General features: G+C 42.9%; 13 protein-coding genes. 3 read left to right on the top strand and 10 right to left on the bottom strand.

Going from position 1 to position 14,525, the window contains the following annotated elements; genetic code table 11:
* The first annotated feature begins 86 nt into the window (after positions 1–86).
* Positions 87–674, top strand: coding sequence for a Maf family protein (locus tag ACFOEK_RS11140; RefSeq protein ID WP_386720618.1), 588 nt, complete (start codon positions 87–89; stop codon positions 672–674).
* Between the two features lie 70 nt (positions 675–744).
* Here ACFOEK_RS11140 and sppA read toward each other — a convergent pair whose 3' ends face one another.
* From sppA to rluC, 3 genes are all read right to left on the bottom strand, one after another.
* On the bottom strand, positions 745–1,737 hold the full coding sequence (sppA, locus tag ACFOEK_RS11135; protein WP_386720614.1) for a signal peptide peptidase SppA: 993 nt from the start codon (positions 1,735–1,737) through the stop codon (positions 745–747).
* A 75-nt stretch (positions 1,738–1,812) separates the two neighbouring features.
* Entirely contained in the window at positions 1,813–2,472 is a 660-nt protein-coding gene (locus tag ACFOEK_RS11130; protein WP_386720611.1) for an HAD family hydrolase, read from the bottom strand.
* Between the two features lie 17 nt (positions 2,473–2,489).
* Positions 2,490–3,452, bottom strand: coding sequence for a 23S rRNA pseudouridine(955/2504/2580) synthase RluC (rluC, locus tag ACFOEK_RS11125; protein WP_386720608.1), 963 nt, complete (start codon positions 3,450–3,452; stop codon positions 2,490–2,492).
* Positions 3,453–3,942: 490 nt separating this feature from the next.
* On the opposite strand from rluC, the gene rne reads away from it, so the two are divergent.
* Positions 3,943–6,921 (top strand): ribonuclease E, encoded by a 2,979-nt coding sequence (gene rne / locus ACFOEK_RS11120; protein WP_386720605.1) that lies wholly within the window; start codon positions 3,943–3,945, stop codon positions 6,919–6,921.
* A 141-nt stretch (positions 6,922–7,062) separates the two neighbouring features.
* On the opposite strand, the gene murB is transcribed toward rne, so the two are convergent.
* The 7 genes from murB to ACFOEK_RS11085 all read right to left on the bottom strand — a co-directional run bounded on the left by murB (position 7,063) and on the right by ACFOEK_RS11085 (position 13,965).
* Positions 7,063–8,112 (bottom strand): UDP-N-acetylmuramate dehydrogenase, encoded by a 1,050-nt coding sequence (gene murB / locus ACFOEK_RS11115; RefSeq protein WP_386720601.1) that lies wholly within the window; start codon positions 8,110–8,112, stop codon positions 7,063–7,065.
* A 1-nt stretch (position 8,113) separates the two neighbouring features.
* Positions 8,114–8,584: a low molecular weight protein-tyrosine-phosphatase gene (locus ACFOEK_RS11110; RefSeq protein WP_386720598.1), complete on the bottom strand. Its 471-nt coding sequence runs from the start codon at positions 8,582–8,584 to the stop codon at positions 8,114–8,116.
* 4 nt (positions 8,585–8,588) lie between these two features.
* Complete coding sequence (kdsB, locus tag ACFOEK_RS11105) at positions 8,589–9,353, bottom strand: 3-deoxy-manno-octulosonate cytidylyltransferase (RefSeq protein ID WP_386720595.1); 765 nt, start codon at positions 9,351–9,353, stop codon at positions 8,589–8,591.
* 11 nt (positions 9,354–9,364) lie between these two features.
* On the bottom strand, positions 9,365–10,384 hold the full coding sequence (lpxK, locus tag ACFOEK_RS11100; RefSeq protein ID WP_386720592.1) for a tetraacyldisaccharide 4'-kinase: 1,020 nt from the start codon (positions 10,382–10,384) through the stop codon (positions 9,365–9,367).
* Position 10,385: 1 nt separating this feature from the next.
* Positions 10,386–10,802, bottom strand: a complete 417-nt coding sequence (locus tag ACFOEK_RS11095) for an ExbD/TolR family protein (RefSeq protein WP_386720590.1) — start codon at positions 10,800–10,802, stop codon at positions 10,386–10,388.
* Between the two features lie 2 nt (positions 10,803–10,804).
* A complete protein-coding gene (locus ACFOEK_RS11090; RefSeq protein ID WP_284381287.1) occupies positions 10,805–11,434 on the bottom strand; it encodes a MotA/TolQ/ExbB proton channel family protein in 630 nt (209 codons plus the stop codon).
* Between the two features lie 80 nt (positions 11,435–11,514).
* Entirely contained in the window at positions 11,515–13,965 is a 2,451-nt protein-coding gene (locus ACFOEK_RS11085) for a DNA internalization-related competence protein ComEC/Rec2 (RefSeq protein WP_386720586.1), read from the bottom strand.
* A 35-nt stretch (positions 13,966–14,000) separates the two neighbouring features.
* On the opposite strand from ACFOEK_RS11085, the gene ACFOEK_RS11080 reads away from it, so the two are divergent.
* Positions 14,001–14,525, top strand: a complete 525-nt coding sequence (locus ACFOEK_RS11080; protein ID WP_386720583.1) for a DUF2062 domain-containing protein — start codon at positions 14,001–14,003, stop codon at positions 14,523–14,525.

The following is a 14,525-nucleotide window of genomic DNA, read 5'->3' as shown; positions in this document are numbered from 1 at the left end:
GCTGTCAAAGGTAAATTAATGAAAAAACGACAATTTAGCATTAAAATGCACTTCAACTTATTCAGTAGAGCCATTAAGAACTTACTATGCCTAATACACCTCTTATTTTAGCCTCTTCTTCACCCTTCAGAAGACAACTTCTTGAAAAATTCCAGGTCGACTATCACTGCATCAGCCCAGACATTGATGAATCCCCTCTTGCGGACGAGACACCAAAAGATTTATCCCTCCGCCTTTCCATTGAAAAAGCAAAAGCGGTTGCATCCGACCTTGAGGCAGGACTCATTATAGCCTCAGACCAAGTAGCTGAAGTTGACGGGGTAGCACTTGGGAAACCGCATACAAAAGAAAACGCAATCAAACAACTTATGAGTATGTCAGGCAAAACAGTCACCTTTCACACAGGGCTTTGCCTATACAATGCAGAAACAGGCAATTATCAATCGCTTGTAGAGCCTTTCTTTGTCACCTTCCGAGACTTAACGAAAGAGCAAGCCAGCAACTACGTTGATAAAGAAGATGTTTTAAAGTGCGCAGGAAGCTTCAAAAGCGAAGCATTAGGAATTGCCTTATTTGAAAAACTGGAAGGTGATGACCCAAATACCCTAATAGGCCTACCATTAATTAAACTGAATCGCATGTTAGAAAATGAAGGCGTCAATATTCTAGCCTGAAGCCTTAAGAATTAAATCTCATACAAAAATGGAGGCGTTACGCCTCCATTTATAAACACCCGAAAGAAATCTACCTCAATACAGGCGCCTCAATCCCTAAAGCTTTACTGAAGTACATTGCCATACTGGTACCAAGTCTCTTAGTAAACTCCTGGAAAGGATCAGGTTTAGGCGTGTAATCAACAATTTTTTCAGCACCGATCACCTCACGTGCAACATAACTGCTACTACCAAGCTCATCAACCAACCCCAGCTCAATTGCCTGCTCACCAGACCAAACCAAACCGGAAAACAAATCAGGGTTCTCAGCCAAACGATCGCCCCGACCTTCTTTAACAACAGAGATAAACTGCTTATGTGTTGTATTGAGCACCGTTTCCCAAAACTTTTTCTCGTCCGCTTTTACCGGTAAGAAAGGATCTAAAAAGCCCTTATGCTCACCCGACGTAAAGGTTCTACGCTCCATACCAAGCTTTTCAATCGTTTCAACAAACCCAAAACTTGAAGCCGTTACACCAATCGAACCCACCAAGCTTGCCTTGTCCGCATAAATCTTATCAGCGGCCACTGCAATGTAATATGCCCCTGATGCTCCTAAATCTGAAATCACTGCATATACAGGAATGCCAGGGTGCAGAGCTTTAAGGCGTTTAATTTCATCATTAACATAACCGGCCTGAACCGGTGACCCACCAGGACTATTAATCCTCAACACTACACCTTGAACATTAGGATTTTCAAAGGCTTCACGAAGACCTGTAACCAATATATCCGCACTCGCATCGCCATCAGCCATAACTGGCCCTTTCACTTCAACCATAGCCGTATGCGGTTGACTACCCGCTAGCATTTGCTTATCAAGCTTTGCCGTCTGAAGAGTCGCCGAAAACACAAAAAACATAAAGCCAACCACAATCAGGAACTTAAAGATCGCCCAGCGACGAGCTTTTTTTTGCTCCAACGCCAAAGTCAGCACCATTTTCTCGATTAGCTTCCACTCTTTACTATCAGAACTCCCTGCCGAAGCATCCTTCATCGCTTCACGTGTTTTATCATCAAACACAACTACTCTCCTTCATTCATCGAAAAATGAACATACATTTTGTGATAGCGTTATACCAGCTACCGAATCATTTATTTAGTGTTTATTTAATAAAAAGCTCGACAACGAAGAAACATTATCGACCACCGTTACAGGTTTAAACTGACTTAAACGGTCATAACAGTGCACACCATAAGTGACACCAATTGAATCCATCCCTAAACGCTGCGCCATTTCCATATCGTAAATCGAATCACCCACCATCACCGCTCGCTCAAGAGGAACATTCACTTCTCGTAAAATTTCTTCAAGCATTAAAGGATGCGGCTTGGATTTGGTTTCATCTGCACAACGAGTGGTTGTAAATAGCTCTGATTGTTTGAAACGGCTCAAACCTCTTGCCAAGCCTTTACGACTTTTCCCTGTTGCAACAGCAGAAAGACGTCCCTGCCCCTGCAGCCTCATCAAAAGCTCATAAACCCCATCAAAAACGCTCAACTCATGAATATCATTTTTGTGAAAATGATAAGAGTAACGCTCTCGAAGCTCTTTGATTTTTGACTCAGGGGTATGCCCGTTCAACTCAATAATTGCCTCATTCAACCCCAAACCAATAATATTTCGAATCTCTTCAGCACCAGGCACCACTAACTGAGCATCAGAAAACGCTAACTGCATACACATCACAATCAGATCAGCGCTATCAACCAGCGTTCCATCCCAATCAAAAATAATCAGATCATATTGCTTCGACATAATTCGATTTATAAACCTTAAGATTGCTGTTTAACTTTATTCAGAATTTGCTCTAAATCACTTCCATACTCTGCAACCAATTTCATCGGTTTTCCAGATTCTGGATGTTTGAACCTCAATTCGCGGGCATGCAGACACAAGCGATTCAATCCCATGTCCTTTTGCAACTGCAACTCTTCTTCCGGGCAATACTTCTCATCACCGACAATAGAACACCCTGCAAACTGACAATGCACTCGAATTTGATGAGTTCTGCCGGTAATTGGACTAGCCTCAACCAAAGAATATCCTTTATAAGCATTCAGGACTCGATACTCTGTTTTGGATGACTTGCCTTTACCATCGACCTTCACAATACGCTCACCAGATGCAAGTTCTATCTTCCTCAAAGGAACATCCACTTCTTTCTTATGCTTAGGCCAACGACCAACCACGAGTGCATGATAGATTTTTTGCATCTGCTTACTTTGGAGATACTGATGAAATACAGATAATGCAGCACGCTTTTTGGCGATCAAAATAATGCCTGAAGTATCACGATCCAAACGATGAACCAATTCTAAACGCCGAATATCAGGTCGAATTTGTCTGACCGCCTCAATCAAGCCCCATGTAATTCCACTACCACCATGCACAGCAATACCAGAAGGTTTATTAATCGCCATAAAGCTATCATCTTCATAAACAATCGAATCTTCGATGAGTTTTAAGGTCTTATCATAAACTTTGACTTGAGGCTTAGGATCAGCAGTACGAATTGGAGGCACACGAACCTGATCCCCCACAACCAAACGATAATCCGCCTTTTTTCTCTTTTTATTAACTCGAACTTCACCCTTTCGGATAATCTGGTAAACCTTGGACTTCGGAACACCCTTCAAACGCGTGATAAGAAAATTATCTAAACGCTGACCTTCATAATCTTCGTCAACATCGATTAATTGTACCGAGTGGATTTTGCTCTCAGGAGCTGAATTCATAAAAAACTATAAACCTATTCAATTGATGGCTTGCAGAATTATTGCTATATTCTGCCTCGCCGATACGACTAACTAATGCATGCTGGCAATATTTGCCATGACAAGTTTGCAATTATCATGACGTTCGGTGGTGAATTACAGAAAACCGAAGACCCACTTTCAAGATGACCAAACCAATCAATAAAGATTGAGACAGGCACCTAGAAATCATCTACGGTTCAAAACATCATACCGCTCAGGATGTTTTGGCTTCGAGAAGGCGAACCACCACCCTTCCGAAGAAAGGCGGTTAGTTTACCAAAATAGTGGCGACAAGCTAACTGACTTGTCGAATATGAATTCCGGAAAATATCATAACCCTATAAAGAAGTATTAATGAGAAACCAGTTCGTTGATGTTTTATCATCGAGCCTAGCTTTTTAGTCTCTATTAAACTCTTCTCTAAGCTTCTTACCCAACTGATATTTTCCCTTACAATTTATGGACTTACATGAAGAGAATGCTAATTAACGCAACTCATCCAGAAGAGTTGCGTGTTGCTCTTGTTGACGGCCAGCGCCTATACGACCTAGATATCGAGTCTGGCACTCGCGAACAAAAGAAAGCAAATATCTATAAAGGTAAAATCACTCGTATTGAACCAAGTTTAGAAGCTGCTTTCGTTGATTTTGGTGCAGAACGTCACGGATTCCTTCCTTTAAAAGAAATTTCCAAAGAATACTTCACTAGCAAACCAGAACGCGGTCAACGCCTAAACATCAAAGAACTTCTTCAAGAAGGTCAAGAAGTGATTGTTCAGGTAGACAAAGAAGAGCGCGGCAACAAAGGTGCAGCCCTAACCACCTTTATTTCACTTGCTGGTCGCTATCTAGTATTAATGCCAAACAACCCTCGTGCTGGCGGAATTTCACGCCGCATTGAAGGCGATGATCGCGCTCAACTACGCGACGCAATGTCTGGCTTAGAAGTACCTCGCGACATGGGCGTTATTGTTCGTACTGCCGGCGTAGGTCGCAGCACCGAAGATCTTCAATGGGATCTAAACTACCTAACGACTATCTGGACCACCATCAAATCAGCTTCAGAAGAGCGCGAAGCGCCTTTCCTAATTTATCAGGAAAGTAATGTCATCATCCGCGCTATTCGTGACTATTTGCGCAAAGACATTGGTGAAGTACTAATCGACAACCGCTCAGTTCATAATGATGCAGTTACTTTTATTAATCAGGTAATGCCTCATTATTCGAACAAGATTAAGCCTTACGAAGACGCAGTACCTCTATTCAATCGCTACCAGATTGAAAGCCAAATCGAAACAGCGTTCCAGCGTGAAGTTAAACTCCCTTCTGGCGGGTCTATAGTAATCGACCCTACAGAAGCACTTGTCTCGATTGATATTAACTCTGCTCGTGCTACCAAAGGTGGTGACATCGAAGAAACCGCTTTGATGACCAACCTGGAAGCCGCGGATGAAATCGCGCGTCAGCTTCGTCTGCGCGATATGGGCGGACTTATCGTTATCGACTTCATTGATATGCTTCAAAGCCGTAATCAGCGTGAAGTAGAGAACAGACTACGCGAAGCGTTAGAAATGGATCGTGCACGAGTTCAAGTAGGTCGAATCTCTCGTTTTGGTCTACTTGAAATGTCTCGTCAACGTTTACGCCCTTCCCTAGGCGAAACATCAGGTATTGTATGTCCTCGTTGTAGCGGCCATGGAACCATCCGAGATACTGAATCGCTAGCATTGTCGATCATGCGCCTAGTCCAAGAAGAAGCGTTCAAAGAGCGCACTTCAGAAGTACGCGCGATCGTTCCTATTTCAGTGGGTACCTATCTAACCAACGAAAAACGCCAGCAATTGCTACGAATTGAAAAAGAACAAGGCGTAAAAGTACTTATTGTTCCAAACCAATACATGGAAACACCAAAGTACGAAGTTATTCGCCTGCGTGACGATCACGTTGCTGAAACACGCAATGAATCTACAATTGCCATGATCCCTGAAGCTCCTACACCAGAAGTAGTGGAAGCAACAACACCTAAAGCAATTGTAAAAACAGAAGCCGCTGTTAAATCAGTAGTTCACTCATCTCCGGCACCAGTTTCTCAAACCGAAGAGAAGAAAGAAGGCTTCTTTGCTCGACTTTCAGCAAGCTTCGCAGGTTTCTTCAAGAATGAAGAAGCAGAAGAGCAAAATACACAACAACGTAAAACATCCTCAACAGCCAAGCGCAAACCGCAAGACAACAAGCGTAACAGCAAGAGCAATCAGAAACGCAATTCTGATAATCGCAATGCCAAAGGCGGAAAACAACAAGCTGACCGTAAGAACACCCGTTCGAACGAAAAGCCGCAAGACCGCCCTACCAAAAAGCGCGAGGATGAAAAGCCTAATAAAGCGAAGCAGCAACAAGCCGCAGACAACCAGAAACCGTCTGACGCTCAAAAAGGCGAAGCTCAAAGCCGTGATGATAACAAGCCTCGTCGCCGCAACAGAAAGAGCAACACTCAGCGCAGAAAGAACCAGTCTCCTAAAAGAGAACAGCGTTTAAATAACGATGAAACTGGAACTGAAACTCAGACTTCAACTCAAGTAACGTCTGAACAAGCACCTCAGACCTCGACGCCTACGCCAGAAAAAGCGCCACAACAAGCGCCTAAAGCAGCAGCTAAAAAAGAGACAGAGGCAAAAGCAGAGCAAGCCAAGACTGAATCTCCTGCAGAGAATGTTTGGAAGAAAGCCGAAGAAAAAGTCGGAAACATCCAGACAGAAAGCAAGCCAGAGACAAAGTCTGAGCAATCAGCACAAGCTAAAACAGCAGAAGCGCCTGAGACTAAGAAAGAAGAACAATCTTCTGGCAATTCTTCTGACCAGGCAACTGAAAACAACGCGAATTCAGAGCAAGTTAAAAGCATTAACGAAGAGCAGTTATCTCTAACTCTTGCTGCCGACGAAGAAAAAGCAAAAGCCAAGAATACTAAGGCACCGAAAGCTACTGAGAAGCAAGAGAAAGCGAAAGAAACCTCCTCAGAACAGAAAGAAACTTCAAAAAACGAAGCTTCGAAAGCTGAAAATCAGGAAGCGTCACCGGTAAAACCGCCACAACGCGCTCGTAGAAGCCAGCGCCGCAAAGTCGCTGCGGAAACGAAAACCAATGAAGACAACGCTACCGAGACTAAAAGCTCTGATGAAGCAAAAGCTGTAACAACACCCAAGATTGTACCAACTAAGATTGAGTCGCCTAGTGGTTCTCTTGAGCCAGCACCTGCGCCTGAATCCAAACCTGTTGTTACCAAGCCTCGCCGCTCTCAGCGTAAAGCAGTTGTTCAAACTAAAGAGGTAGCAGAGCAAGCTCCTCAGGCTGAGCAAAGCAAACCAGAAACAACTGTTAATGAAACACCGGACACACAACCGCAGCCGACCGAGCAAAGCGCTCAACCTCAAACGGATAAAGCACCGGAATAAGCATTAACTTCTTAAATAAAAAGCCCAGCAAATGCTGGGCTTTTTGTTATCTTTTAAAACCAACTGATTAAACAGATGATTAACAGTAAACTCTTATCTCAGAAATAAATTCAGGCTTAGCTAGCTACCCAAAAGCTACATTTAGATCACTCTTGGCTCAATTTCAAGATCAATACCAAAGTTACTTTTCACTTCTTGTCGAATCATTCCGACCAAATCAAACAACTCTTTCGAGGTTGCATGACCCGAATTATTCACCAGCACCAAGGCTTGCAATTTATGAACGCCTGCCCCCCCAACAGTTTTTCCCTTAAAGCCTAAGAAATCAATTAGCCAGCCAGCCGCTAACTTATATTGACTGCCATAAGGATGGGCAACAAGCTGAGGATACTTGGCTTTTAGCACTTCAAATACAGAGGCATCAACAATAGGATTTTTAAAAAAGCTACCAGCGTTACCAGTAATACTAGGGTCTGGTAATTTTTCAGATCGAATTTCGCAAATAACCTCTGAAATCAACCTAGGGCTAAGGGCAAGACGTGGATCATCCTGGATCTTTGCATCAACTCTATTTGCAATATCCCCATACTCAAGTGAAAGCTTCCTACTCTTAGAGAAAACAAATCGAACTTCAAGAATGACCCAATGTGCTTTATCACGCTTAAACACACTGTCTCGATACCCGAAAGCACATTGCTCTGCCGTAAGCTCAACAACCTGCCCCTCAGTCGGATCATAACAAAGCACGGTTGAAATAAACTCAGCAACCTCAACACCGTAAGCACCAATATTCTGGACAGGACAAGCACCTACAGAACCCGGAATGAGAGATAAATTCTCAAGTCCGATAATTCCTTTGTTAACACAAAACTGTGTTAGCTCATGCCAATTTTCACTGGCACCAACAACCACATAAAACTGGTCATTGGTTTCTTCAACATGAATGCCTTGTATATCCAGATGAATAACAAGACCAGAATAATGATCTTGCTTGAATAGGATATTGCTGCCGCCCCCTAAAACCAAGCACGCCAGGCCATGCTCTTTGGCAAACTCATATGCCTGCTGCAGCTGATCGAGAGAGCTCGGCCTAACGTAATATTTAGCAATAGCCTCTAACCCAAACGTATTCAGAGGCTTAAGGTTTACGTTTTGTTCAACTCTTAATTGACTCGTTTTATGCTCTGACAATTTACTTCAAACCACTCTGAATTTGCTTCAATAATTGCCCGCAAGCATCCTCAACTAGATCCAGCACCTCTTCAAAGCCCTTATCCCCGCCATAATATGGATCAGGAACATCCGCATTCGGCTTAAGCAAACCATAACTCAACAGCTTCTTAACTTTGAAATCAGCACCTTCAGGACACAACTCAAGAAGATTCGCGTAATTTTCACTGTCCATTGCCAACAACAAATCAAAGCGATGAAAATCTTCAACAGACACCTGTCGTGCCCTCAAAGCTGACAAGTCATAACCTCGACGCTCAGCAAACTCTTGTGATCTAGGGTCGGGGGACTTCCCAATATGCCAAGCTGCCGTGCCAGCAGAATCCACTGTAACTTGCTCTTCTAAATCAGCCTGCTGAATCATTTTCCGAAATACACCATCAGCCGTAGGCGAACGACAAATATTACCGAGACAAACAAATAAAACCTTCACCGAATCACCCCTGTTGATTGAAGAAAGCTCGAACACGCTCTAAATCTTCTTCCGTATCAACACCGCCCGGTGGAATTTCATCAGCAAGCGCTACATGAATTTTCGCGCCATTCCATAAGGCTCGAAGCTGTTCCAAACACTCGGCGGTTTCAATTGGTGCCTCGTCCCATTTAACGAAGTGATTCAGTAAGTTAACTCTATAGGCGTAAACGCCAATGTGACGCTTAAAGCTCACAGACTTCGGCAATTCATCTTTTGATTGAGCAAAATCATCTCGTGCATAAGGAATCGGGGCTCTTGAGAAATACAATGCATAATCGTTCTTATCCGTCACCACCTGGACAATATTTGGATTAAATACATCTTCGATTCTTTCAATCGGCTCATACAAGGTTGCAATGCTCGCCTCATGCTCAGCAGAAAGATTATGCGCCACCTGATTGATTACTCGAGAAGGAATCAAAGGCTCATCCCCTTGGACATTCACTACAATGTCGTCGGCATAGTAATTTAGCTGGGAAACAACTTCCTGAAGACGATCTGTACCTGATGCATGATCCGGATTAGTCATGCATACTTTAGCACCAAAACCTTCTGCTACTTTTTGAATTCGCTCATCATCAGTAGCAATAATGACTTCTTTAGCCTCACTTTCTAGCGCTCTTTCATAGACGTGCTGAATCATCGGCTTGCCTGCAATGTCTTTTAAAGGCTTACCTGGTAAACGGGATGAAGCATAACGTGCAGGAATGACGACTGAAAAACTCATAAAAACTCCAACTAAAAAAGTCGACTGTAGATTTGATCAAAAAGAGAGGCATCAAGTTCAGCCTCGATAGAAAGATAAACCGCATTACCAAGATCCAGAGTACGACACTTAACAGCATCTTTCTCTGTCATTACTATTCGCTGATCTGCCATATCAACAAAATCCAGCAGCTCAAACTTATGATGATCTTTAAATGGTTTAGGGCTGTATTTTACGCCGAGCGACGACAAAGTGTTATAAAATCTTTCGGGATTTCCAATACCAGAAACCGCATAAACGGATTCACCAACAATAACTTCCTGCTCATCGTTATCCAGTCGATAAAATTGCCCTGGGCGGATACTCATTACATGATAAGAATACTGCTTGAACCACTCTGTCCATTCGAAATCAAAACCATCAGGGAATGCATCAGAAGCACTGTTTACCACAACAAAGTCCACGGAAGATAACCGTTCACAAGGCTCTCTTAATGGCCCTTCAGGTAGCATTCGACCATTCCCTAGTCCTCGCTGACCATCAACCAACGCAATCTCCAAAGTTCTCGGCATACGATAATGCTGCATACCATCATCAGACAAAATCACGTCAAGATCATAACGACTCACAAGCAAGTCAATCGCTGCTATCCGATCCGGTGCAATAATTACCGGACACCCCAAGCGCTGCTTAAGTAGCAATGGTTCATCACCAGAATCTTCAGGAAGCGAATTTAACTGCACTTCATAAGGAAAAGACTTCAATTGACTGCCATAGCCACGACTAACAATACCAACCTTTTTGCCTTTCGATTCTAGAAAACGCGCTAATGCAATCGTAAAAGGAGTTTTTCCTGTACCGCCGACAGAAATGTTTCCAACAATAATAAGGGGAATGGATTTGCCGTTAGAAGTGATGATTTGGTTTTGAACTTGGGAGGACAAGAAGCGGTTTCTTTTTGATCGAGCATAATGCTCTGCTAAATTGCTCAAAGGGCGAAGCAGCTTTAACCACTTCGCCCCTTTATACCAGGCCGATTCAATCGAACTCATACTATTGAGCCTGCTTTGTCGTAATACTCAGTTTAGTGAATCCAAGCTGCCCTGCAGCATCCATAGCGCGAACGACATACTCATGTGCCACACTGGCATCAGCCGTAATAACCATAGGTAAATCTGACTTCCCATTGGATGTTTTCTGAATCGCTCGTTTCAGCGTATCCAATTTATTATTGATCAGATTTTTACCATTAATGGCATAATCACCATTAGCATTCACTACGATCTCAATTAACTCCACTTCTTCAGAGCTCGTCGCCTCTGCCGAACTCTCTGGAAGATCAATTTCTAAATGAGTTTCTTTAGTAAACGTCGTTGAAACCATAAAGAAAATCAGCAGCAAAAATACAACATCGATCAAAGGAGTCAGATCAACAGAGACATCGTCTCGTTTTTTCGTTCGAAAATTCAAGATCAATCTCCCTCAGACATATCCACCTTGCGGTTGCCTTGCAGAACCTCAACCAACTTGATTGATTCCTGCTCCATAAAGACCAGATGTTCATCAATTTTTCGAGTAAAATAACGATAAAAAATCATAGCAGGAATAGCTACCGTCAAACCTGCAGCAGTTGTAATCAAGGCCTCACTGATACCGCCAGCAAGTACATTTGCATTACCTGTACCTTGCAACATAATGTCGTTAAACACCTTAATCATGCCGATTACGGTACCCAACAAACCCAGAAGCGGCGTGATAGAAGCAACAGTACCTAGCGTATTCAAATAACGCTCCATTTCATGAGCAACATGGCTAGCCTGCTCCTCAAGACTTTCTTTCATCACTTCACGGCCTTTAGAAGAATTATTAAGACCCGCAGCAAAGACGCTACCCAGCATAGATTGCTGTTTTAAAGCGCGTAATTTATCTTTATCCAGTTCAGTATTCTGAATCCAAACCCAGACTTGGGCTAATAGCTTTCGGGGTGCCACTTTACTGGCTCTGAGCGACCAAAATCGTTCAATAATTATTCCCATTGCGATTACAGAACAGGCAAGGATTGGGTACATCAACCAACCACCGGCTTTTACTAGCTCAAACACGCTTAAATCTCCCTGATTTTTATTGGGCAACATAATAACGGACTGAGAATAAAGGTTTTTTAACTCAATCGCAAAAACTATCACTGAGCCTGTCGAGTGGTTCTCCAATACGGTTTGTCACCACTTAAAAAAGCCTCTTTAAAAAGCAACGCCCCGCCATCTTCCGCTGCAAAATGTATCGCACCTAAACGCGCCGTTTCAAACACACGTATATCATCCGATTTATATCGATTCACCACATCTTGATGAGGGTGACCGAATCTGTTCAACGGACCACTTGAAACCACGACCATTTCAGGATCTACGTACTGAATGAAGCTACTTGAACTCGAGCTTTTACTCCCATGATGAGGTGCAGACATCAGTACCACATTGTTGAATAACTTGGGGTAGTCATTCATTAACTGAGACTCCACTCCTCGAGTTATATCTCCCGTCAGTAAAATCTGTTCTCCCTGGTAATCCAACAAAAGCACACAAGATGAATCGTTAGAAGTTAAACCAGAGTCTGCATCAGTTTCTGCAGGAGGCCACAATCCTTGAAGACTAAGACCCTGCCACTCAAACTTCACAGAACGACCACATCGCTGACTTGCGCCATATAACATTGGATGTTCTGAGAAATTTTGCAGAATCTGCTTTGGAGAATATTGACTCTTCACTAAAGGCAGCATGCCACCACTGTGATCAAGATCCTTGTGACTAACAACCACTAGCTCAACGCCTTCAACATTCTGATTTCTCAGAAAAGGAATAATCACGCTGTCCGCCGCATTAAAACCACCATAAGCAAAGCCTGTATCATAGATAAATGCCTTATGGTCTTTGATAAATACAATGGACAACGCCTGCCCAACATCCAGAAACCAGACATCCAAATCTGTCTTCTGAGCAGGTGTTACAGAAACAAGCAAAATAGTTATTACAATGGCGAAGAAGCGAAAAATACGTGCAACAGGCATAAGCAACAAAAGCACAGCTGCTAGCAACAGCCCAGTTATTGCTGAAGAACTTCGTATACTTATCAATGGAGGAATAAGAGAATTTACGAGAATCAACTGGTCTAAAAACCAAATTAGTGCAACAGCTAAGCCGTTAAACATTAAGGCCGATAAATCGGGCAAGACTTCAAAGAGAGAAGAAGCCATCATCAGCACAGGTACAACGACAACACCAAAGACAGGAATACACACCAAATTCCATAGTAAAGCCAACGGATTAGCCTGAGTGCCTAATGCAGTCACCAACGGGAACAACATCAGAAAAACGAAGACTTGCGCACGAATTGCCAAGCCTCCCCAATGCTTCCACTTTTCGAAATCAACCACCCCTAAGTACCTCTTTTTCACTGGCTTGACCGTTCGATTATTAACAGAAAAATGTGGCACACCCACAAAGCTCAAAGAAAGAGCAAACACAGCAAGAAAGGACATCCAAAAGCCAAAGGAAAACAACTCTTCAGGAAACAGAGACAAAATCAGGAACATTGCCAAACTAAGCACTTGATAAATCGATATTTCCCATTGAATAAGGCGTGCAAACACCCATATTGCAAGAAACAATAAAGCCCGTAACGCCGGGATAGGATAACCAATCTGATCCACATACCAGGCCACTGTTATCAGCGAAGCGCAAGCCGCCATATTTGATAGTTTCAAAATAGGTATATTGATTCGAGCAGTGACCGTGACCAGCAGCATCTTTAGGCATAAAAACACTGAGCCAAACAGCAAACCAATATGCAAACCACTAATAACAAACAAGTGTATTAAACCTGACTGAGCCAAAGCCGATCTGTCTTCAGAATCCAGCACAGAACGATCACCAAGCATTAACGCTCTTAAAATACCGACTCCACGCTCAGGGATTTCAGAGTATCTGAACAAGTCCTCATCTGCATTTTGATTGTTTTCTTTATAATTAGATGTCGCCAACCGATCTAAAAAGCGACTAAGCCTTGTAGCCCAGCGTGCTTTTTCAGCCGAAAAGACAACATCTGTTTCGCCTTTGAAATACCCTTTTGCCCACACAGCTCGTGTAAACATCCAGTATTCATAATCAAATCCCCCTGGATTCAGAAAGCCCAATACCGGCTTTAATACGACACGCCCAATGACCCGATCACCAGCAAAATACCCCTGACCACCATAATCGTTTATATCCAACTTCTTCTCTGGTAGCTGAGCACACACCTCTTTATCCAATGCCCCACAACTAAGAACATCATCTACAATAAAAGGGGTTTTAGTCCCCCACTCTTTTTGAATTGAGTCATTTACTGCTTCCAGTTTCAGTTCCAACACGAACCTGTCATATGGAAGTGGTTCCTGCTTCTGAAGGCTGTCAGAGTGATAAATAAACGGGATTACTGAAACAAGACAAAATAAGACAATGACTTTATCGCGGCCTAAGGTAAAATAGCCGACGCTCAAAGTAACGAGCAGCATCACCCAACGGATGGGCTGATCGAAATAGTAAGCAAGAATATAACTATGATAAATCGCTGAAAGCGCTAGAAAGTGACTCAGCACGTTAGTATTTAACCGGATTCAGAATAAAATTAGCCATGGCAATCAAAGACCTTAAATTCAAAATCCCTTCGCGCGAAGAGATTTTGGCCATAAATTCCTTAAAATTTATGCATGGTCTAATTCACGAACCTAACTTATGGCACTTTAATCGCAGATCAGTCTCCCGTGCTGCTTTAATCGGATTATTCTGGTGTATGATTCCGATGCCTTTCCAGATGGTTCCAGCAGCATTCTTAGCTTTTTACCTAACAGCCAACATTCCTCTTTCGCTCGCACTTGTGTGGATTTCCAATCCAATCACTATGCCACCAATGTTTTATGCCACCTATAAATTTGGCGCTTGGCTATTAGGGACTGAACCTGTAGACAGCTTTGAATTTACTACCGAATGGCTAGCAAATGGGTTGGCAGTGGTCTGGAAGCCTCTGTATTTCGGTTCAACCGTCACAGGATTAATACTGGCTATCACTGGCTATATAGGCGTCCAGATAATCTGGCGCTACAGAGTAATTAAAAAGTGGAAGGCTCGCGCTGAAAAGCGTAATAACAAGAAAAATTAG

The organism is Litoribrevibacter euphylliae (assembly GCF_042646085.1).
In the GTDB taxonomy this organism is placed as follows: Bacteria; Pseudomonadota; Gammaproteobacteria; order Pseudomonadales; family Litoribrevibacteraceae; genus Litoribrevibacter; species Litoribrevibacter euphylliae.
Note: the sequence above shows the minus strand (reverse complement) of the source record. Positions and strands in the feature narration are given on the sequence as shown.

Excerpts from the sequence above, each read along its gene's own strand:
- ACFOEK_RS11140 (WP_386720618.1), top strand. The coding sequence starts at position 87 with ATGCCTAATACACCTCTTATTTTAGCCTCTTCTTCACCCTTCAGAAGA.
- ACFOEK_RS11130 (WP_386720611.1), bottom strand. The coding sequence starts at position 2,472 with ATGTCGAAGCAATATGATCTGATTATTTTTGATTGGGATGGAACGCTG.
- rluC (WP_386720608.1), bottom strand. The coding sequence starts at position 3,452 with ATGAATTCAGCTCCTGAGAGCAAAATCCACTCGGTACAATTAATCGAT.
- rne (WP_386720605.1), top strand. The coding sequence starts at position 3,943 with ATGAAGAGAATGCTAATTAACGCAACTCATCCAGAAGAGTTGCGTGTT.
- kdsB (WP_386720595.1), bottom strand. The coding sequence starts at position 9,353 with ATGAGTTTTTCAGTCGTCATTCCTGCACGTTATGCTTCATCCCGTTTA.
- lpxK (WP_386720592.1), bottom strand. The coding sequence starts at position 10,384 with ATGAGTTCGATTGAATCGGCCTGGTATAAAGGGGCGAAGTGGTTAAAG.
- ACFOEK_RS11080 (WP_386720583.1), top strand. The coding sequence starts at position 14,001 with ATGGCAATCAAAGACCTTAAATTCAAAATCCCTTCGCGCGAAGAGATT.